The 18,255-nt window shown below is 72.1% G+C and carries 14 protein-coding genes; 6 read left to right on the top strand and 8 right to left on the bottom strand.

Annotated elements, in window-relative coordinates:
• The first annotated feature begins 23 nt into the window (after positions 1–23).
• The 5 genes from AB0F52_RS09280 to AB0F52_RS09260 all read left to right on the top strand — a co-directional run bounded on the left by AB0F52_RS09280 (position 24) and on the right by AB0F52_RS09260 (position 5,043).
• The gene (locus AB0F52_RS09280; protein WP_360166798.1) at positions 24–707 is read left to right on the top strand and encodes a CBS domain-containing protein; all 684 of its coding nucleotides are present in this window, start codon (positions 24–26) and stop codon (positions 705–707) included.
• Entirely contained in the window at positions 685–1,041 is a 357-nt protein-coding gene (locus AB0F52_RS09275) for a hypothetical protein (protein ID WP_360166795.1), read from the top strand. The genes AB0F52_RS09280 and AB0F52_RS09275 overlap by 23 nt, the downstream gene beginning before the upstream one ends.
• A gap of 151 nt (positions 1,042–1,192) precedes the next feature.
• Complete coding sequence (locus AB0F52_RS09270) at positions 1,193–2,755, top strand: AAA family ATPase (RefSeq protein ID WP_360166792.1); 1,563 nt, start codon at positions 1,193–1,195, stop codon at positions 2,753–2,755.
• 2 nt (positions 2,756–2,757) lie between these two features.
• The gene (locus AB0F52_RS09265; protein WP_360166789.1) at positions 2,758–3,777 is read left to right on the top strand and encodes an NAD(P)H nitroreductase; all 1,020 of its coding nucleotides are present in this window, start codon (positions 2,758–2,760) and stop codon (positions 3,775–3,777) included.
• A gap of 228 nt (positions 3,778–4,005) precedes the next feature.
• Positions 4,006–5,043, top strand: coding sequence for a zinc-dependent alcohol dehydrogenase family protein (locus AB0F52_RS09260; RefSeq protein WP_360166786.1), 1,038 nt, complete (start codon positions 4,006–4,008; stop codon positions 5,041–5,043).
• Positions 5,044–5,108: 65 nt separating this feature from the next.
• Here AB0F52_RS09260 and AB0F52_RS09255 read toward each other — a convergent pair whose 3' ends face one another.
• From AB0F52_RS09255 to AB0F52_RS09225, 7 genes are all read right to left on the bottom strand, one after another.
• A complete protein-coding gene (locus AB0F52_RS09255) occupies positions 5,109–6,095 on the bottom strand; it encodes a hypothetical protein (RefSeq protein WP_360166783.1) in 987 nt (328 codons plus the stop codon).
• Positions 6,096–6,237: 142 nt separating this feature from the next.
• On the bottom strand, positions 6,238–7,227 hold the full coding sequence (locus AB0F52_RS09250) for a nitroreductase (protein ID WP_360166780.1): 990 nt from the start codon (positions 7,225–7,227) through the stop codon (positions 6,238–6,240).
• A gap of 186 nt (positions 7,228–7,413) precedes the next feature.
• Entirely contained in the window at positions 7,414–10,086 is a 2,673-nt protein-coding gene (locus AB0F52_RS09245; protein WP_360166777.1) for a cation-transporting P-type ATPase, read from the bottom strand.
• A gap of 104 nt (positions 10,087–10,190) precedes the next feature.
• Positions 10,191–10,658: a hypothetical protein gene (locus AB0F52_RS09240; RefSeq protein ID WP_360166774.1), complete on the bottom strand. Its 468-nt coding sequence runs from the start codon at positions 10,656–10,658 to the stop codon at positions 10,191–10,193.
• A 51-nt stretch (positions 10,659–10,709) separates the two neighbouring features.
• A complete protein-coding gene (locus AB0F52_RS09235) occupies positions 10,710–11,855 on the bottom strand; it encodes an acetate kinase (protein ID WP_360166771.1) in 1,146 nt (381 codons plus the stop codon).
• 10 nt (positions 11,856–11,865) lie between these two features.
• The gene (locus tag AB0F52_RS09230; protein WP_360166768.1) at positions 11,866–14,496 is read right to left on the bottom strand and encodes a GNAT family N-acetyltransferase; all 2,631 of its coding nucleotides are present in this window, start codon (positions 14,494–14,496) and stop codon (positions 11,866–11,868) included.
• A gap of 168 nt (positions 14,497–14,664) precedes the next feature.
• Positions 14,665–16,416 carry a GAF domain-containing protein gene (locus AB0F52_RS09225; RefSeq protein WP_360168266.1) on the bottom strand — a complete coding sequence of 584 codons (1,752 nt, stop codon included), beginning with the start codon at positions 16,414–16,416 and terminating at the stop codon, positions 14,665–14,667.
• Between the two features lie 134 nt (positions 16,417–16,550).
• Between AB0F52_RS09225 and AB0F52_RS09220 the strand changes: the two genes are divergently transcribed.
• Complete coding sequence (locus tag AB0F52_RS09220; RefSeq protein WP_360166765.1) at positions 16,551–17,540, top strand: nitroreductase family protein; 990 nt, start codon at positions 16,551–16,553, stop codon at positions 17,538–17,540.
• Here AB0F52_RS09220 and AB0F52_RS09215 read toward each other — a convergent pair.
• Complete coding sequence (locus AB0F52_RS09215) at positions 17,537–18,175, bottom strand: response regulator transcription factor (RefSeq protein WP_360166762.1); 639 nt, start codon at positions 18,173–18,175, stop codon at positions 17,537–17,539. The genes AB0F52_RS09220 and AB0F52_RS09215 overlap by 4 nt on opposite strands.
• Between the last annotated feature and the right edge of the window lie 80 nt (positions 18,176–18,255).

The raw sequence follows: 18,255 nt of genomic DNA, 5'->3' as shown, positions 1-18,255 counted from the left end.
TTTCGACTCCCTAGGAGAACACCTTGCAAGACAAGCCAACGGTCGGCGACGTGATGACCCGAGAGGTGATCACCGTCGTACCGGAACTGCCGTTCAAGGACCTCGTCCAGGTAATCGTCACCAACGGCGTCAGCGCGGTCCCGGTGCTGGCTCCGGACGGCGCGATGATCGGCGTGGTCACCGAAGCCGACCTGCTCTGCCGCCAGGCACACGAAGACGACGTACCCGGCGCCGGCTGCCCGCACTTCGCCGGTCACCTGACCAAAGAGGACTGGCGCAAGGCCGCCGGCCAGACCGCCGCCACGTTGATGTCCACGACATCCGGCACCACCACGCCGGAGGCCACCTTGCCGGCAGCCGCGCGGCTGCTCACGCAGAGCAAGGTGCGCCGGTTGTTCGTGCTGCGGGAGGAGAAGCTGGTCGGAGTCATCGCGCGACGTGACGTGCTCCGGACGTTCTTGCGTACCGACGACGAAGTGCAGGCCGACGTCGACCACATCGTGTTCGACGAAGCCCTGCACGCCAACCGGAACAACGTACGCGCGAGCGTCGAGCACGGCGTTGTCCTGCTGACCGGGCGGCTCGAGTACGAAGCTGACGTGGCCACAGCGGAACGCATGACCCGTGCCGTCGCCGGCGTGGTGGACGTACGCAACCGGATGGACTTCGTCTGGACCGGCCAAGGTGCGCACAGCACGGCGACCTGAGCATCTTCACCCTGCGGAACTGCTGCGCACACCGGACATCGAGCTGACCAAGCGGCTGCCGGCCGCGGGGCCGGCCCCGGAGGGGGAAACCATCCCGCAGAACGGGAATCGCGAACGCGCCGGCGGAGCGCTCACGGGCATCAGGCTCCTTCACCCTGGTCTGGTTGTCCGTCGAGTCGTGCATGACCTATCTGCTGTACGCGGGTTCGCGAAGCGGAGCGACCGGCGTGCCGCGATCGCCGGAGCCGTGGTCATCGCCGAATGCACGGTCTTCCTGGCCAACGGGTTGCGCTGCCTGACGATCGTCCTGCACCTCAGGAACCTCCGCCGGTGAGCGAGCCGGATGACGGACGCGGCTCCGGCCGGCGGCACGCGAGAACCGCGCACCCGGCGATGATCGTGGGATTGCGGCCGGGGACTTCCGCCGCGGAGCCGGTGACCTAACGCCCTTCGGGAAGGGGACGGAACCGCCGATGCTCGGGTACATGGCCGTTCCTTCGCCCGCCTGGGCCGGTGTGCACGAAACTCACATCGGCGTGGTCTTCCTCGTCGGAGACCTCGCCTACAAGCTCAAGAAGCCGGTCGACCTGGGCTTCCTCGACTTCTCCGCCCGCGAGACCCGCGAACGCGTCTGCCACCGCGAGGTTGCACTCAACCGGCGGCTCGCGCCGGACGTCTACCTCGGTGTTTCCGACGTCACCGGGCCCGACGGTTCGGTGTGCGACCACCTCATCGTCATGCGTCGGATGCCCGAGGAGCGCCGCCTCTCCACGCTGGTCAGCCAAGGCGCGCCCCTGGCCGTGACGATCCGGCACCTGGCCAGGCAGCTCGCCGCCTTCCACACGCAGGCCGACCGAAGCCCCGCGATCGACGCGGACGAAACCCGCGACGCGGTCCGGGCCCGGTGGCGCGACAGCTTCGAGCAGGTCCGGCCCTTCCACGGGACCGTGCTCGACCCGGCCACGGCGATCGAGATCGAGACTCTGGCCGAGGAGTTCCTCGCCGGCCGTGAGGCGCTGTTCGACCGGCGGATCGCCGAAGGGCACGTCGTCGACGGGCACGGTGACCTGCTCGCCGACGACATCTTCTGCCTCGACGACGGCCCGCGCGTGCTCGACTGCCTCGAGTTCGACGACCACCTCCGGCACGTCGACGTCCTCGACGACGTCGCCTTCCTCGCGATGGACCTCGAACGGCTCGGTTCCCCGGAACTGGCCGAACAACTCGTCGCCGGCTATCGCGAATTCGCCGGCGATCCCGCTCCCCCGGCGCTGCTGCACCACTACCTCGCCTACCGGGCGTTCGTCCGGGTCAAGGTCGCCTGCCTGCGCGCCGCGCAGGGTGACGCGGAGGCCGCTGAACTCGCCAGTGACTACGCCGACGTCGCGCTGCGGCACCTGCGGCTCGGCCGGGTCCGGCTGATCCTCGTCGGCGGCGCGCCCGGCACGGGCAAGTCCACGATCGCCGGCGGCCTGGCCGACTGGCTCGGCGCCACCCTCTTGCAGTCGGACCGGCTGCGCAAGGAACTGGCCGGGCCGGCGCCGGTGCGACTACCCGCCGAGGGCTACCGGCAGGGTCTCTACGACGGCGCCCACACGGACTCGACATACGCCGAACTGGCCCGTCGCACCAGGAAACTGCTGGCACTCGGCGAAACGGTCGTCTTGGACGCGTCCTGGTCCGCTGCCCGGCACCGCCGGCTCGCCACCGACACCGCCGAGGCGGCGAGCGGCCCGGTGCTGGCCGTGCGTTGCGAGGTAGCGGAAGCCGTGGCGGAGGAACGCATCGCGGCCCGCACGGCCACCCTGTCGGATGCCACGCCGGAGATCGCGCACCGGATGACCGAAGACGCCGACCCGTGGCCCGAAGCGCACCCACTCGACACCGGCGGGACCCCGCGGGAGTCGCTCGCGCTGGCGGTGGCGTGCCTGGTACCCGGACACCGAAAGTCCCCGGCCCAGAGGCATTCCGGCCCTCCCGGTGAGCGCACGGCCGGTGCGAGGGTCGAGCCGTCAGAGGAACTCCACACCGATCGCGAAGCAGGCTGATGATGGACCGAGGCTTCTCGGACGACTTCACCGTCAAGACCGCGGTGGCCATGGCGGTCCGCGCCCCGTCCGTGCACAACTCCCAGCCCTGGTCCTGGCGGATCGGCCACAGCTCCCTGCACCTGTACGCCGACCAGGACCGGCGGCTGGCGGAGACCGACCCGGACGGGCGGGACCTGCTGCTCAGCTGCGGCGCCGCGCTGCACCATCTCCGGGTCGGCCTGGCCGCGCTCGGCTGGGCCGCCGACGTACACCGGTTCCCCAACGCGGACGAACCCGACCACCTCGCGGCCGTCACCGTGCACCAGCACGAACCGTCGCAGGACGAGGTCGCGATGGCCGCGGCGATCCCGCGGCGGCGCACCGACCGGCGTCGCCTCAGCTCGTGGGTTGTGCCCGGCCGGCACGTCGAGGCGATGTCCCGAGCCGCGGCGCTGGAGGGCACCGAGCTCCAGGCGGCCGAGAACGCCGCCCGCTACCACCTGGCGACCGCGATCGAAGAAGCGTCCCGACGCCACGCCGCAGACCCGGCCTACCGCACCGAACTCGCGGCCTGGAGCGGGCGTCAGTTCGCGCCCGACGGCGTCCCGGCCCGCAACTCCCCGGCGCCGGACGACACCCCGGGCGCGCTGCGGGCCCGGGCGTTCGCCGACCCGCTCCTGACCCAGCCGGCCGGCGCCAAGGCCGAGGACGACGAGACCGTGCTGCTGGTGCTGAGCACGGCCTCCGACGACCGGATGTCGCGGCTGCGCGCGGGCGAGGCGACCAGCGCGGTCCTGCTGACCGCCACCGCTTTCGGCCTGTCCTCCTGCCCGTTCACCGAGCCACTGGAGATCGCCGACGTCCGCGAGTCCGTCACCGAGAACGTGACCGGTGGCTCGTACCCGCAGATGGTGCTGCGCATCGGCTGGGCGCCGGCCAACACCGACCCGCTCCTCGCGACTTCGCGGCGCGCCCTTGCCGACGTCCTGCAGCCGCTGGAAGCCCCGCCGAAGAACCACTTCCGCTACCAGAGCCACTAGAAGGGATCGCGCGGTGGCGAGATCGACCAGGACGAGCACGAACGCCGTCGCGGCGCGCTGACCGGGGATCTGAGCTGCGGCCCGCCCGCAGCACGAACCAGCCGAAATCACCGGCGGCCGCTGCGGCTGCGCTGACCACCGCGTCCCTGAGCGCCGCTTTGGCGGAGCCGTGGCCACTCCGGCGGCTGCCCTTTCGCGCTGTTCTGAAAGAACCGAAGGAGAGAATCGATGAAGGCACTCGTGTACGACGGTCCCGGCCGGCGCAGCTGGACCGACCACGCCGACCCGACGATCACCGCCCCGACCGACGCGGTCGTCCGGATCGACGCCGTCACCATCTGCGGCACCGACCTGCACATCCTCAAGGGCGACGTGCCCACCGTCGACCGTGGCCGGATCCTCGGCCACGAGGCGGTCGGCACAGTCGTCGAAACCGGTTCCGCCGTGAGCTCCGTGAAGGCCGGCGACAGGGTGCTCGTCTCGTGCATCAGCGCCTGCGGCCGGTGCGAATACTGCCGCGTCGCGGCCTACGGCCAGTGCCTCGGCGGCGGGGGCTGGATCCTCGGCCATCGAATCGACGGCGTGCAGGCCGAGTTCGCGCGGATTCCGTTTGCCGACACCTCGACCTACCTGCTCCCGGCCGGGGTGAGCGACGAGGCCGCCCTGATGCTGGCCGACATCATGCCGACGTCGTTCGAGGTCGGGGTGCGCAACGGCGCGGTCAAGCCGGGCGACACCGTCGCGATCGTCGGCGCCGGTCCGATCGGGCTGGCCGCGATCACCACCGCGCAGCTGTTCAGCCCGAGCTCGATCATCGTGGTCGACAAGGAACCCGCGCGCCTGGACGCGGCGAAGTCGTTCGGGGCCGACGTGCTCGTCCTACCCGCCGACGCCGCGACCGCGGTCAACGAAGCCACTGGCGGGCTCGGCGCGGATGTGGTGATCGAGGCGGTCGGCATCCCGGAGACCTTCGAGCTGTGCACCAGGCTGGTGCGCCCCGGCGGGCACGTCGCGAACGTCGGTGTACACGGCGCACCGGCGACGCTGCACCTCGAGGAACTGTGGATCCGCAACGTCACCATCAGCACCGGCCTCGTGGACACCTCCAGCACACCGATGCTGCTGCGGATGCTCGCCGCCGGGCGGCTGGACACGAGCCGGTTCATCACGCACCGGTTCGGCCTCGACGAGATGGACGAGGCCTACGACGTGTTCGCGCACCCGCAGGACAGCAACGCGCTGAAGGTCGCTCTGTTCCGCAGCTGATGACGACAACGAAAGCGGTCACTGTCCGGATCGGGCAGTGGCCGCTTCGCCGTGCCGGTTCACGCTCAGCCGGCCGGCACGTCCGGCCTGGCGCGGTGGGTCAGCACGTCGGCGACCGCGCGCCGGGCCGTCAGCCGCGTCGGGTAGCCGTAGCCGATGCGCAGCAGCGTGTGCGGCTGGCCCAGCCCGGTGAAGATGCGGTCCAGCGATTCCCGGGTCCGAGGCGTCTCGAACGGCTGTGACAGGAATGACGCCGCGAGGCCCTCGGCTGTCGCGGTGAGCAGCACCCGCTGCATCGCCATGCCGGCCCGGACTTCCGCGTGCGGCCCCCGGTCCCGGGTGAGCACCGCCGCGAGGAGCGGCTGCTGCTCGTACTCGCGGGCCGGCAGAGCCGCGTCTTCGTGCGACGCGCGCAACGTGACCACGCCGTGGTGGTCCGGGGGCGGTCCGGCCGCCGTCTTCGGCACCCCGTCGGGGCTCTCCGGCGGGCGGTGGGTCCAGAAGGCCGTTTCCGTCTGGAACGCCAGGTCGTCCTCTTGCATCACCTCGGCCTGCCGGACCAGCGACGCCACCGTCGAGTACCGGCCCGATGCGTCGAGATACTCGACCTGGCCACCCTCCGCCAAAGCCGCGGACTTCAGCGCGGTACGCGCTCCCGGTGGCACTTCCTTGTCCAGGAACGGACGGCGGTTGGTGTGCCGCCGGAACACGGCCTCCGCGAGCCGGCGCTCGACCTGGGTGGCTTTCTGGTTGCCGTCGAGGCGGATCACCGCCACCAGGTCAGGCTGGGCCTGGTCGGGCAGTGTCCGCACCACCACCGCGAGGTCATGGGACCGCAGGCTGATGGCCAGGTTGAACGCGGCCGCGCCACAAGCCAGGCGGGCTTCGCGCCGGTGGGGGTCGGCCACGGACAGGACGCGCTCCCGGTCCAGCCAGATCTCGATCACGTCCCCGTCCACGACGAACCGCCAGGGCTGGGTGTTGTGCGGAGACGGCGCGCGCACGGCCGCGGCGAAGGCCTGGTCGAACACGGTCGGATGCGGTCGGCTCATCGGTGGCTCCGGGCTCGGGGGTGACGATCCCCTTCAGCATCACCGCGTGGCCGGGGCCGGGACAACGGTCGTGTGTCACGAGCCGAGGTGACCAAAGGCCCACGATCAGACTTCCGGAGCCCTTGATCTCGATCGCGGGCGGTCACCGGGCTCCTCCCCTGTGTCCGTCGGGGAACAGCTCGCCGAGAGGCAACCTCGGCGAAGGAGCAGCCGGGACCTCGGGGTAGCCGAAGCGGAAGATCGCCTGCGGCACCCCCGGCAGGACCAGCTCCGACACCAGCCGGGCCCGGAATCCGGTCAGGTGCAGGGGCTGGGTGATCACCGACGCCGCGAGGGCTTTCGCCGTCGCGGTCAGCCAGATGCGCTGCAGCGCCGTCCCGGCGGCCAGGTGTTCGGCCCGGGTGTCGCCGTCGGTGCAGACGACCAGGAGGTTCTCCGCGGCCAGCCGGTCGGCGAGCACGGCGTCGTCGGGCACCGGGGTGTCGGTGCGCACCAGCCCGGCGACCGGCAGGGCTTCCGGGCTCAGCGCGTCCTCGGGGACGCCGTCCCCGGTCGCCGACGGGCCTGTGGTGTGGGCGGTCCACATCGCGAGCTCACGCTGGTAGCCGCGGTCTTCGCGGAGCACCCGGGTGGCGAAGCCGAGCAGCTGGGCGAACTTGTCCAGATGCGCGGGCACCACCAGATGCACACCGGTCGTCTCCCCGGCCACGACCAGCGCCGTGTGCACTGCCGCCGCCACCCGGCTGTGGGAGAACTCGTGCCGATGACTGCGGCGGCGGGCGATGGCGTGGTAGAGCGCGAAGTCCCGGTCGGAGACCGCACGCGGACGGCCGATGGTCACCGTGGCCACGGCGTCTTCGTCGTCCCGGAATGCGACGTGGCAGTCCCGCCCGAGCACGCGCAACGCGAGTTCGAGGTTGGTGAGCGCGGCGCCGCAGGACATCATCCGGTCCCGGCCGAACGGGTCCTGCCGTCGCAGCACAACGCTGCGACGTTCCAGCAGATCCACCTCGGTACCGCGGACGAGCAGCTGCCACGGCTGGGTGTTGTGCACCGAGGGCGCGCGGCTCACGGCGCGGGCGAGCGTGCCGATCTGCTCGGAGGTCAGTGCTGCCGGTGCTACAGCGGTCATCGCGGTCCCTCCGGTACGCGGAGCCGGACGCTCCGCCTGAGTCATCGTGAGCCCTCGACGGGTTCCGGCAACGGAGCACAAAGTCCCCGGCCACCGCGGAATTCGGCCTCATACCGACGTCCCCGGTGGATGGCCCACGATCGCGGTGACATCGACGAGCCGCCCTACCGGGCCGAAGCCGAACTTTCAGCCGCCGCGGGTCGCCCGGCGGAAGAGTTCGTCCGCTCCCCACACCAGCACCGGCATCGGCAGCATCAGCGCGATCACCCACGCCGGCAGCGCCGCAGTGCCGAACATCGTCTGCAGCGGCGGCAGGTAGATCAACGCCGCCGCGAAGACCAGTTCGAACGCGATACCGCCCAGCAGCAGCCGGTTCGTCGTCAACCCCACAGCCCGCAGCGAGACCCGCTCCGTGCGCGACGCGAACGCCGTGCCGATCTGGCAGAACACGATCGCCGCGAAGGTCGCCGTCGTCGCCTGGAGGTACGCGTGGTGCAGCGGCGCACCCGCCGAGACGTCCGCGCCCGGGTGCCAGCCCGCCGCGTACAGCACCGCGAAATACGCGCCCAGCACCAAGATCCCGGACAGCAGACCCATGATCCCCCACGCACGCAACAACATCCGGCCGGTGACCACACCTTCCGAGCGCCGGCGCGGGCCGCGGGCCATCAGGCCGGGCTCCGCGGGCTCACGGCCCAGCGCCAGCGCCGGCAACGTCTCCGTGCCGAGGTCGATGGCCAGGATCTGCAGCACCGTCAGCGGCAGCGGGATCAGCCCGCCGGACACCGCGAACAGCAGGAACGGCAGCACTTCCGGCACCGCGTGCGCGAAGATGTAGAGCACGAACTTGCGGACGTTGTCGAAGACCCGCCGTCCCTCCCGCACACCGGCGACGATCGTCGCGAAGTTGTCGTCGGTGAGTACCACCGTCGCCGCTTCCTTCGCGACGTCCGTGCCGCCGACGCCCATCGCCACGCCGATGTCGGCCCGGCGCAGGGCCGGTGCGTCGTTGACGCCGTCGCCGGTCATCGCCACGACTTCGCCGCAGTCGCGCAGCGCGTCGGCGATGCGTAGCTTGTCCTCCGGCGCGGCGCGGGCGAACACGATCTCCCCGCCGGCGGTGAGCGCCTCGTCGAGCGCCGGCTCCGGCATCTTCGCGAGTTCGTCGCCGCTGATCACGCGGTCCGCGCCGATCCCGACGCGGCGGGCGATCTCCGCCGCTGTCAGGCCGTTGTCGCCGGTCACGACATGGACGGTGATCCCCGCCGAATGGCAGTTCGCGACGGCGGCGGCGACTTCGGGACGCGGCGGATCGACGAGCCCCACCAGCCCCAGCAGGCACAGGTCCGACTCGGCCTCTTCGCGGCTCCCGGGTAGGGCAGGTACGCCGCGGCGGGCGACGGCCAGCACGCGCAGGGCCCGCCCGGCCATCTCGTCGACGCGCTCGCTGATCCGTTCCCGCAGCCCGGGTGTCAGCGGGAGTTCGGCGCCGGAGGTGTCGTAGGCCGACGAGCACCGGGGCAGGATCTGCTCAGGCGCGCCCTTGGTGGCCACGTACAGCGAGCCGCCAATGGAGTCGACAGTGGACATCCGTTTGAGCCGGGGGTCGAACGAGTACAGGGTCAGCCGCTCGGTCTCCCGGGTCGTCGGCTCGAGGGCGGTCCCGTGGCCGGCCGCGTAGCCCAGCAGCGCCAGCTCCGTCGGGTCGCCGCTTTCCGAGGCGAGGTCGGCGGTGCTGCAGCGGGCGAGGGACGCGGCCAGCACACCCGCGTCCTCCAGAGTCACGCCCAGCCCGTCCCGGACCTCTTCGACGTGCATCGCGTTGCGGGTCAGGGTGCCGGTCTTGTCGGTGCAGATCACCGTCGTCGAACCCAGGGTCTCCACCGCGGAGAGCCGTTTGACCAGTGCGCCTTCCTTGGCCATCGACCGCACGCCGGCGGCCAGGGCGAGGGTGATCGTCGGCAGCAGGCCCTCGGGGACGTTCGCGACGAGCAGGCCGATCGCGAACACGAACGCCGCCGACCACGACAGCCCGGCCAGCCAGCCCAGCGGCAGGAACGCAAGGCCGACCACGACCGCGACGCCGGCGATCAGCCACGCGACGCGGCGCACCTGCCGCTCCAGCGGGCTCTCCTCGCGCCCCACCCGGGCCGACAGCGACGCGATCCGGCCGATCTCGGTGTGCCGCCCGGTGGCGTGCACCACCGCGTGCGCGGCGCCGGCGACGCACACCGTGCCGCTGAACACGAGCACCGGCGACTCCAGCGGCCGGGACGCGTCATCAGGCACGTCGGCCATCCGCGTCACCGGGGCCGACTCCCCCGTCAGCATCGAGGCGTCGACGTCGAGGGTGCCTTCCACGAGCCGGGCGTCGGCCGGGACGCGGTCGCCCTCGGCGAGCACCAGCACGTCACCGGGCACGATCTCGGTCGCGGGGACGTGGCAGACGCTGCCGTCGCGCAAGACCGTCGCGCGGTCGGGCAGGTAGCGGCCGAGGGCTTCGACGGCCTTTTCCGCCTGCTGTTCCTGGAAGAAGGCCAGCAGGCCGTTGAGCAGGATGACCCCGACGATCGCGATCGCGAGGCTGGTCGTCCCGGCGAACCAGGCGAGCCCGGCCGCGACCCACAGCAGCAGCGCGAGCGGGTGGACCAGCTGCCGCAGCAGCGCCAGCGGCCATCTCGCGCCACGGTGGGACGGCAGCGCGTTGGGACCGCTCACCTGGAGCCGCCGGGCGGCTTCGCGGGCGGTCAGGCCGGTGACGCCGGTGCGCAGGTCCCGCAGCAGGCGGGCGACGGGCTCACGGGCATCGATCGCCGGGGATTCGCCGGCGTCCGGCTTCGGCTTCAGGTGTGTGGTCATCGTCTGGGGTTCCTTCGTTTCGGGGTGGCGAGGCCGACCAGGAGCACGGCCTGTGGGATGCCGGGCAGCCAGGACGTGGTGGCGGCTGTCGTCGGCCGTGGTGATCAGCAACGACGAGTGCCCGGCGACGTCGGCGCCGACGTTCTCGAGCGCCGGGACCAGCCCGGGCGGACGATCCGGAGGGCGGTGCCCGGCCAGAAGCCGGCCGCGGCCGGCACGCCCAGCACGGCGAGGCTGACCGGTCGCGGCACCGTCCCGCGACCGGGTTCGTCGAGCTTGCGCGGTGCCGCGTAGCGCGCCCACTCGCCGCCGGATGTGCCGCGCGCGTCGCCGGCCCGGACGACGGCCGCCACGTCGGGGCGGGCCGGGTCGCCCGGGAGGAGAGCGGCGGCTCCCGCCCGCTCGCGCCGGGTGGGCGGCTCGGTCAGCAGGACCTCGTCCGGCCGGACCTCCGTGCCGCAGCGATTCGGGCCGAGTCGCACCAGCGCGTCGGCGAGCACCATCCGTGACGACCGGTCCCAGTGGAACCCGGTGTTGTCATCCACTCGCGCCGAGGTGTCTCGAGCGCGCACGATCGCCATGTGATCTGCGAAGGTCGCTTCGCTCGGTCGGACCCGCATGGCTCACCTCACGGCCAGTCGGGCGAGCGCTTCTTCGGCGCCGCGCGCGAGTTCGAGGTCTTCCCGGGGCCGGACGATCAGGGCGGGCACCGGCGAGTCCGCCGCGGTGACGATCCGGTCCTTCGGCGGTTCCGGGTGGCGGAGCCCCCGGCCCGGGGCGAAGCCCCGGTTGTCACTGTCGAGGCCGGTGTGCGAGACATCGCCGGCACGCAGGCCGAGCACCCCGAGCCCGCTGAGGACGGCGGTGACCACCTCCGGCTGATGCTCGGCGACCCCGCCGGTGAACACCACCGCGTCCAGCCGCGACAGGCTGGTCGCGGCCGCGCCGATCTCACGCCGCAGCCGGTGTCGGTAGACGTCGAGGGCGACCTCGGCGTCCTGTTCGCCGTGGGCCGCGGCGGCCAGCACTTGGCGCAGGTCGCCGTCGGTACCGGTCATCCCGGCCAGCCCGGAGCGGTGGAACAGCGCGTCGGACATCTCGGCTGCGCTCATCGGCGCCGTCTGCATCACGTGCAGCAGCAGGCCCGGGTCGATCGAGCCGGATCGGGTCGCCATCATCGCACCTTCCAGCGGCGTGAAGCCCATGCTGGTGTCGACGCCGTGGCCGTCGCGGATCGCGGTCACCGACACTCCCGCGCCGACGTGCGCGCAAATCATCTGCAGCTCGGACGGCTCCCGGCCGAGCAACTCCGCGGTGCGGCGCAGCGCGTGCTGGCACGACAGGCCGTGGAAACCGTAGCGGCGCAAGCGGTTGTGCTCGGTCCACGCCCGCGGCAGCGGATACCGCGCGGCGGCCTCCGGCATCCGGGCGTGGAAGGCGGTGTCGAAGCAGGCCACGACCGGGACGTCCGGCAGCGACCGGCGTACCTCCCGCGTGACCTCCAGCGACAGCGGCTGGTGGTTCGGTGCGAGGGAGGTGAGGCGTTCGAGGTTCGCGAGCAGCGCGTCGTCGACCGGCGCCGGCGCCTTCTGCGCCCCACCGTGGACGAAGCGGACGGCGATCGCGTCCACATCGGACCAGCGACGGATCGCCTGGGCGACCGCGCCGGTGTCGGCCAGGTCCCACGCGGTCCAGCCGACCGCGGTGCCGTCGGCGACCAGCGCGGCCTTCATGCTCGACGAACCCGGGTTCAGGGTCAGCACACGCATGATCGCTCCTTCAGTCTCGCAGGCGGCGCAGGAACGGGTCGGCGGACGTGTCCGGCTCGAACCGGGCGCGGACGTCGAGCGCCACGCAGCCGTCCGAGCTCACGCGCACCGGGTTGAGGTCCAGCTCGGCGAGCTCGGGAACGAGCTCGGCGAGCCGGCTGACCTTCAGCAGCAGCTCGCGCACGGCCGCCCGGTCGAGCTGCCCTGCCCAGAGCGCCTTCGCCGAGCGGAGGCCGTCGAGCAGCAGGTCGGCGTCGGCCCCGGTGAGCGGAGCCAGCCTGGCGGCGTGGTCGGCGATCAGATCGGTGTCGATGCCGCCGAGGCCGAACACGACCAAGGGCCCGAACACCGGGTCCGAGCGAACGCCGACCAGCACCTCCCGGCCCGGTTCGGCCATCGGCTGGACGGTGATCCCGCGCAGGGCGGAGCCGAAGCGGGACCGGAGCATGCGGAACGCGTCGCGGATGCGGTCGGCGCCGCGCACGTCCAGCACCACGCCCCCGCCCGCGGACTTGTGCAGCAGCCCCTCGGCGTCGGCCTTGAGCACGACCGGCGAGCCCAGGTCGGCAGCCGCGGCGTCCATCGAGTCGCCGGCCTCGACGTAGGTGGTCTCCACCATCGGGATGTCGGCCAGGCGCAGCAGTTCGACGGCATCCGCGGGCGGCAGCCAGCCTTTGCGTCCGGCGGCGAACGCCCGCAGCGCGTCGGGATTTTCCAGCGGGGCCAGGGATCCGCCGGTCTCGGGCCGGTTCCGCCACTGCTCGTAGCGGACGAGCCGAGCCAGGACGGCGGCGGCCGCGGCCGGGTCGTCGTAGCACGCGGTCACCCCGGTGCCGGGCACCAGCGGGGCGACGCGGGCGCGCTGCCCGGGCCGCACCGCGAAGACGGTCTTGTACTCGGGCGGGAGCACGGCGGCGAGCGAGGTCCCGGGATCGCCGACGGCGGTCGGCACGGTCGCGGCGATCACCGCGTCGACGCCGTCGTCGGCGAGCACCGCGCGCAGCGCGTCGGCGAACACCTCGGCGGGGACGGCCGCGGTCGTGTCGACCGGGTTCCGCACCGCGGCTTCGTGCGGCAAGATCTTCGCGAGCCGTTTCCGGGTGGCGTCCGACAGGTCCGCCATCACCAGGCCTTCGCGCTCGCAGGCGTCCGCGGCCAGTACTCCGGCGCCGCCGGCGTTGCTGACCACAGCCACGCGCGGGCCGCCCGGCAGCAGCTGCCAGGACAGCCCGGCGATGACGTCGACCAGCTCGGCGACGGTGTCGACGGCGATGATCCCGGCCTGTTCGAACAGCGCGTCGCGGGTGACGGCCGGGGTCGCGGCGGCAGCGGTGTGCGAGGCGGCCGCGCGCTGCGCGGTCCCCCCGCTGCCGGAGCGGACCGCGAGCACGGGGCGGGTGCGGGCCAGCTGCCGGGCCAACCGGCTGAACTTGCGGGGGTTGCCGAACGACTCCAGGTAGAGCACGGCCAGTTCCGTGCGGCGGTCGGCGGCCCACCACATGAGCAGGTCGTTGCCGCTGACGTCGTACTTGTCGCCGGTCGAGACCAGGCTCGACAGGCCGAGGCCGAGATCGTTCAGCGACTCCGCGAGCGCGATCCCCACGCCGCCGGACTGGGTGACCACGCCGACGTTGCCGGGCTGCACCACACCGGCCAGAAAAGTCAGGTTCAGCGGGCAGACGGGGTCGGTGGAGACGACGCCGAGGCAGTTCGGGCCGACCAGCCGCATGCCGTAGCGGCTGACGGCTTCGCGGACCCGCGTCCCCGCCGGGGTTCCGGTCAGGCCGGAGGAGATCACGAGCACGGCACGCACGCCCCGCTCGCCACAAGCCTCGACAGCGTCGGCGGCGGCCACTGCGGGCAGGCAGATCACGGCGAGTTCGGGCGTCCGGGACAGCTCGGCGACGCTCGCCGCGGACGGCACGCCGAGGATCTCGCCGGCGTGCGGGTTCACCACCTCGACGTGTCCCGGGTAGCCGGCGGCGAGCAGGTTGGCGAGCACGGCGTGCCCGACGGAACCAGGGTGGCGTCCCGCGCCGATCACCGCGATCGACGCGGGCGTGAGGACGTGGGCCAGGCTGGCCGCGTCGGCGACGGCGTCGCGCTTCAGCACGGCGTCCAGGTAGGTGGCGTCCTCCTCGAGGATCATCACAACTTCCCGCTCGGGGCCCTCGACGCTCGCCTCGAACCGCAGCCCGAGGTCGGCGAAGACGTGGATGATCTTGGCGTTCTCGGCAAGAACCTCGGCGACGAAGCGCTTCACGCCCGCTTTCCGGGCGTGGGAGACGAGGTGTTCCATCAGCAGGGTCGCAACGCCCTGAACGCGTACGGCCGCGTCGACGACGAGCGCGACTTCGGCGTCGGTGGAGTTCTCCAGGACTTCGTAGTTCGCCACCCCGGCGAGCTCGCCGCGCAGGTAGCAGCCCACGGCGTAGTGCCCTGGGCCGGGATCGGCGGCGATCTCCGCCGCCAGTTCGGCCAATCTGGATGGCCGGGCGCCGAAGAACCGGAAGTAGGTGTCCTGCTGGGTGAGCCGGGTGTGCAGGCCGAGCACCTCGGCGGTGTCGGCCGGGTGCAACGGGCGCACGAACACCACGTCGCCATCCGCGAGCAGGGCCCTGGAGCCCACGTCCACACTCATGCTGTCACTCCTCGGGCACAGGGGGCGCGCAACCGGCCGACGGGCCGTCTGGCGTCGCCTGTCAAGGAGACCTCGGAAAGGGGGCACCGCGACGCGGCCGGACTACCCGAACTCCGAGGACCTTCGTCACCGAAGTGCGCCGCTCACCGGCGCCATCAGCACGAACGGTCAGCCGAGCGGCGCCGACCACTCCAGCGTCACGCCGCCCCCGGCCCCGGGTTCGAGGGTGAACCGCCCGCCCGCGACCTCCGCCCGTTCGCGCAGGTTGCCGAGACCGCTCTGCGCGACGCCATCAGGCAGTCCCTTGCCGTCGTCGACCACGACGACACGCACCACGTCGTCCTTCACCGCGACCGACACCGACAACGTCGAGGCCTCCGCGTGCCGGACGGCGTTGCTGACCGCCTCGCGCACCACCGCTTCGACGTGCTCGGCCAGCTGCGCCGGCACCGTGTCGAGCGTGCCGGACATGCTGACCGTCGGATGCACCGGCGCGTCGTCGGTGAGCTCGGCGATCGCGTCGTGCAGCCGGTGCCGCAGCCGCAGCCCGGTCACTCCCGCCGCGCCGCCGTGCAGGTCGAAAATCGCGGTCCGGATCTCCTGCACGACCTCGTGCATCTGCTCGATGCTGTCCCCGAGCCGCTTCTGCAGCTCCGGCGACTTCGTCCGCCGCTGCGTGCTCTGCAACGACAGGCCCACCGCGAACAGCCGCTGGATCACGTGATCGTGCAGGTCACGGGCGATCCGATCGCGGTCGCCGAGCACGTCCAGCTCGCGCGCGGCCCGCTGCTGCGCCGCCAGCTGCAGCGCCAGCGCGGCCTGGTCGGCGAAAGAGGCGACGACCGACAGCTGAGCGGCACCGAACGACGGCGCACCCGTCTCCCGGACCGCGATGAGCACGCCGCTCGTGCGGTCACCGGCCCGCAACGGAACCACCAGCGCGGATCCGAACCGGTGTTTCCCCAGCTCCAGCTCGGTGGCGCGGCGGGGCGTCCGGTCCCGGTACACCGCGCCCGCGACGTTCGTGTCGAGGTCGATGTGCAGGCCCGACAAGTCGGCCGCGCGTGCCCCCGCGCAGACGGTGACAGTCAGCTCGTCGACGTCGTCACCCCAGTCCTCGTCGACGTCGAGCCGTCCCGAGTTCGGCAGCGCGAGCATGGTGACGTCGGAACCGGTCAGCTCCAGGGCCCGGCTTGCGATGGTGTTGAGCGCTTCGGCCGGGTCGGTGCCGCCCAGCAGTTCGGTCGTCACCTCGCTGGTCGCGGCCAGCCACTGCTGCCGCACGCGTGCCTGTTCGTAGAGGTGTGCGTTCTCGATCGCGATGCCGGCCGCGGCGGCCAGTGCCTGCACGACGACCTCGTCGTCGTCGGTGAACGGCTCCCCGCTCTTCTTCTCGGTCAGGTACAGCCGGCCGAACACGTCGTCACGCACCCGGACCGGCACCCCGAGGAACGAGTGCATCGGCGGGTGGTGTGCGGGGAAACCGGCCGACGCCGGATGGGCTGAGATCTCCTCGAGCCGCAACGGTTTCGCTTCTTCGATGACCACGCCCAGGACACCGTGCCCCTCGGGCAGGTGGCCGATCAGATGGCGGGCCTCGTCGTCGATCCCGAGGTAGATGAACTGGGACAGGGAGCCGTCCTCGGCGAGCACGCCCAGCGCACCGTACTTCGCCTCGCCGAGCTCGATCGCGGCCTGCACGATGCGCCGCAGCGTGGCGTCCAGCTCCAGCCCCGACGCGACGGCCAGCACCGCATCCAGCAGGCCGTCCATCTTGTCGCGGGTGCCGATCAGCAGCTCGATCCGGTCCTGCAGGTCGCGCAGGACCTCGCGCAGCCGCAGCCCGGACAGCGTTCCGGCCGTCCGGCGGGACCCGTAGTCCGGCTGCTGTCCGGATTCGTTCACCGACACCGTGCCCACGACCTTCACATCGTCCACTCGAGCCCCACCGCTGGTGACTTTCTCCCCTTTCCACCGTCCGGTGGCACGAGAGACCGTCACTGGAAGCTGTCCGGAACCATCAGTGTGCCGCCCGACGGCACCGAGAGGGAACCATGACACCACCCATCACCTCGATCGGCCTGCTGGATCCCGATCAGGTGAAGTCCGTGCTCGGGGCGGCGGTGCTCGCACCGTCCACGCGCAACACGCAGCCCTGGCGGTTCCGCTGTACGGCCGCGGGGATCGAGCTGCACGCCGATCCGGACCGTGCTTTGCCGGTGGCCGACGCCGGCCGGCGGGAACTGCTGCTGTCCTGCGGGGCCGCGTTGTTCAACCTGCGCACCGCGATCCACGCGCTCGGCGCGCACCCGGCCACGACGCTGCTGCCCCGGCGCGAAGACCCGACACTGCTCGCGGTGGTCCGGCCGTTCGCGGCCCGGAAGCCCGACCGGCGGCTCGTCCGGCTGGCCGACGCGATCCCGCGGCGCCACACGAACCGCAACCCGTTCGAGGCCGACGTGATACCGGACACGGTCGTCGCCGAGCTGCGCCACGCCGCCGAGGCCGAGCAGGCCTGGCTGCCCCGGATGGACGCGAACCAGCTGGACCGGCTGCGCGACCTGGTGCACAAGAGCCACCGCACCCAGGTGGCCGACCCCGCGTTCCTCGCCGAGTGGCGACACTGGACCACTCGCCCCCGGGACAGCCGCGACGGCGTCCCCGAATACGCCGCCGACGGGATGCCTTCGGACGACGGAGACTGGATCCTGAGGGACTTCGGCTCGCCACGGCGGGGCCTGGCCGACGGCTCCGATCCACTGGTCGTGGTCCTCGGCTCCTTCGACGACAAGCAGGCCGACCGGATCCGGGCCGGTCAGGCGATGCAGCGAGTCCTGCTGACAGCCACCGCCGCCGGGTTCGACGCGTCGTTCCTCTCGCAGCCGGTCGAGGTCCCCGCGGTACGGGCGGAGCTGCGCACCCTGCTGGGCGGGGGGTTGTGGCCGCAGGTCGTGCTGCGCTTCGGCCGCCGGACACCAGCGCCGTGGGCGCCGCGCCGTTCTCTGGACGAGGTCCTGCTGAAGCCGGACCGGCTCAGTGCCTAGCTCCCGTGCTGGCGCAGCTCGGTGGCGAGGACGGCGGCCTGCGTGCGGCGCTCCATGCCCAGCTTGGTCAGCAGCCGTGAGACGTAGTTCTTGACGGTCTTCTCGGCCAGGAACATCCGCTCGGAAATCTGCCGATTGGTCAGGCCCTCGCCGATCAGCTCCAGCAGCTTCCGTTCCTGGTCCGACAGGTCGGACAACGGGCCTTTCTTCGTCTGGCCGTCGCGCAGCTTGGCCATCAGCGCGGCCGTCGCGCGCGCGTCGAGCAGGGACTTGCCCGCGCCGACCTCCCGCACCGCCGAGACCAGGTCCATGCCCTTGATGTCCTTGATGACGAACCCGCTCGCGCCGGCCATCACCGCGTCGAGCATCGCCTGCTCGTCGGTGTAGGAGGTGAGCATGAGGCACTTGAGCTCCGGCAGCTTGGAGCGCAGCTCACGAGCCAGTTCGACGCCGTTGCCGTCGGGCAGCCGCACGTCCAGCACCGCGACGTCGGGGTCGAGCGCAGGAATGCGCGCCAGCGCCTGCGAGACACTGCCGGCCTGACCGATGACGGTCAGCTCCTCGTCCTCGTCGAGCAGGTCGGCGACGCCGCGGCGGACGACCTCGTGGTCGTCGACGAGAAAGACCCGAAGCATCTCCGACCTCCCGGACAGGAACGGACCGGATGCCCGCCCGACGGAACTCAGCGTACGACCGGAGAGCGCCGGCCAGCGGT

This window comes from Amycolatopsis sp. NPDC024027 (assembly GCF_040638975.1).
Lineage (GTDB): Bacteria > Actinomycetota > Actinomycetes > Mycobacteriales > Pseudonocardiaceae > Amycolatopsis.
This window is presented reverse-complemented; position numbering and strand designations above follow the sequence as displayed.

Excerpts from the sequence above, each read along its gene's own strand:
- AB0F52_RS09260 (WP_360166786.1), top strand. The coding sequence starts at position 4,006 with ATGAAGGCACTCGTGTACGACGGTCCCGGCCGGCGCAGCTGGACCGAC.
- AB0F52_RS09235 (WP_360166771.1), bottom strand. The coding sequence starts at position 11,855 with ATGCGTGTGCTGACCCTGAACCCGGGTTCGTCGAGCATGAAGGCCGCG.
- AB0F52_RS09220 (WP_360166765.1), top strand. The coding sequence starts at position 16,551 with ATGACACCACCCATCACCTCGATCGGCCTGCTGGATCCCGATCAGGTG.
- AB0F52_RS09250 (WP_360166780.1), bottom strand. The coding sequence starts at position 7,227 with ATGACCGCTGTAGCACCGGCAGCACTGACCTCCGAGCAGATCGGCACG.
- AB0F52_RS09270 (WP_360166792.1), top strand. The coding sequence starts at position 1,193 with ATGGCCGTTCCTTCGCCCGCCTGGGCCGGTGTGCACGAAACTCACATC.
- AB0F52_RS09245 (WP_360166777.1), bottom strand. The coding sequence starts at position 10,086 with ATGACCACACACCTGAAGCCGAAGCCGGACGCCGGCGAATCCCCGGCG.
- AB0F52_RS09265 (WP_360166789.1), top strand. The coding sequence starts at position 2,758 with ATGGACCGAGGCTTCTCGGACGACTTCACCGTCAAGACCGCGGTGGCC.
- AB0F52_RS09255 (WP_360166783.1), bottom strand. The coding sequence starts at position 6,095 with ATGAGCCGACCGCATCCGACCGTGTTCGACCAGGCCTTCGCCGCGGCC.
- AB0F52_RS09230 (WP_360166768.1), bottom strand. The coding sequence starts at position 14,496 with ATGAGTGTGGACGTGGGCTCCAGGGCCCTGCTCGCGGATGGCGACGTG.
- AB0F52_RS09215 (WP_360166762.1), bottom strand. The coding sequence starts at position 18,175 with ATGCTTCGGGTCTTTCTCGTCGACGACCACGAGGTCGTCCGCCGCGGC.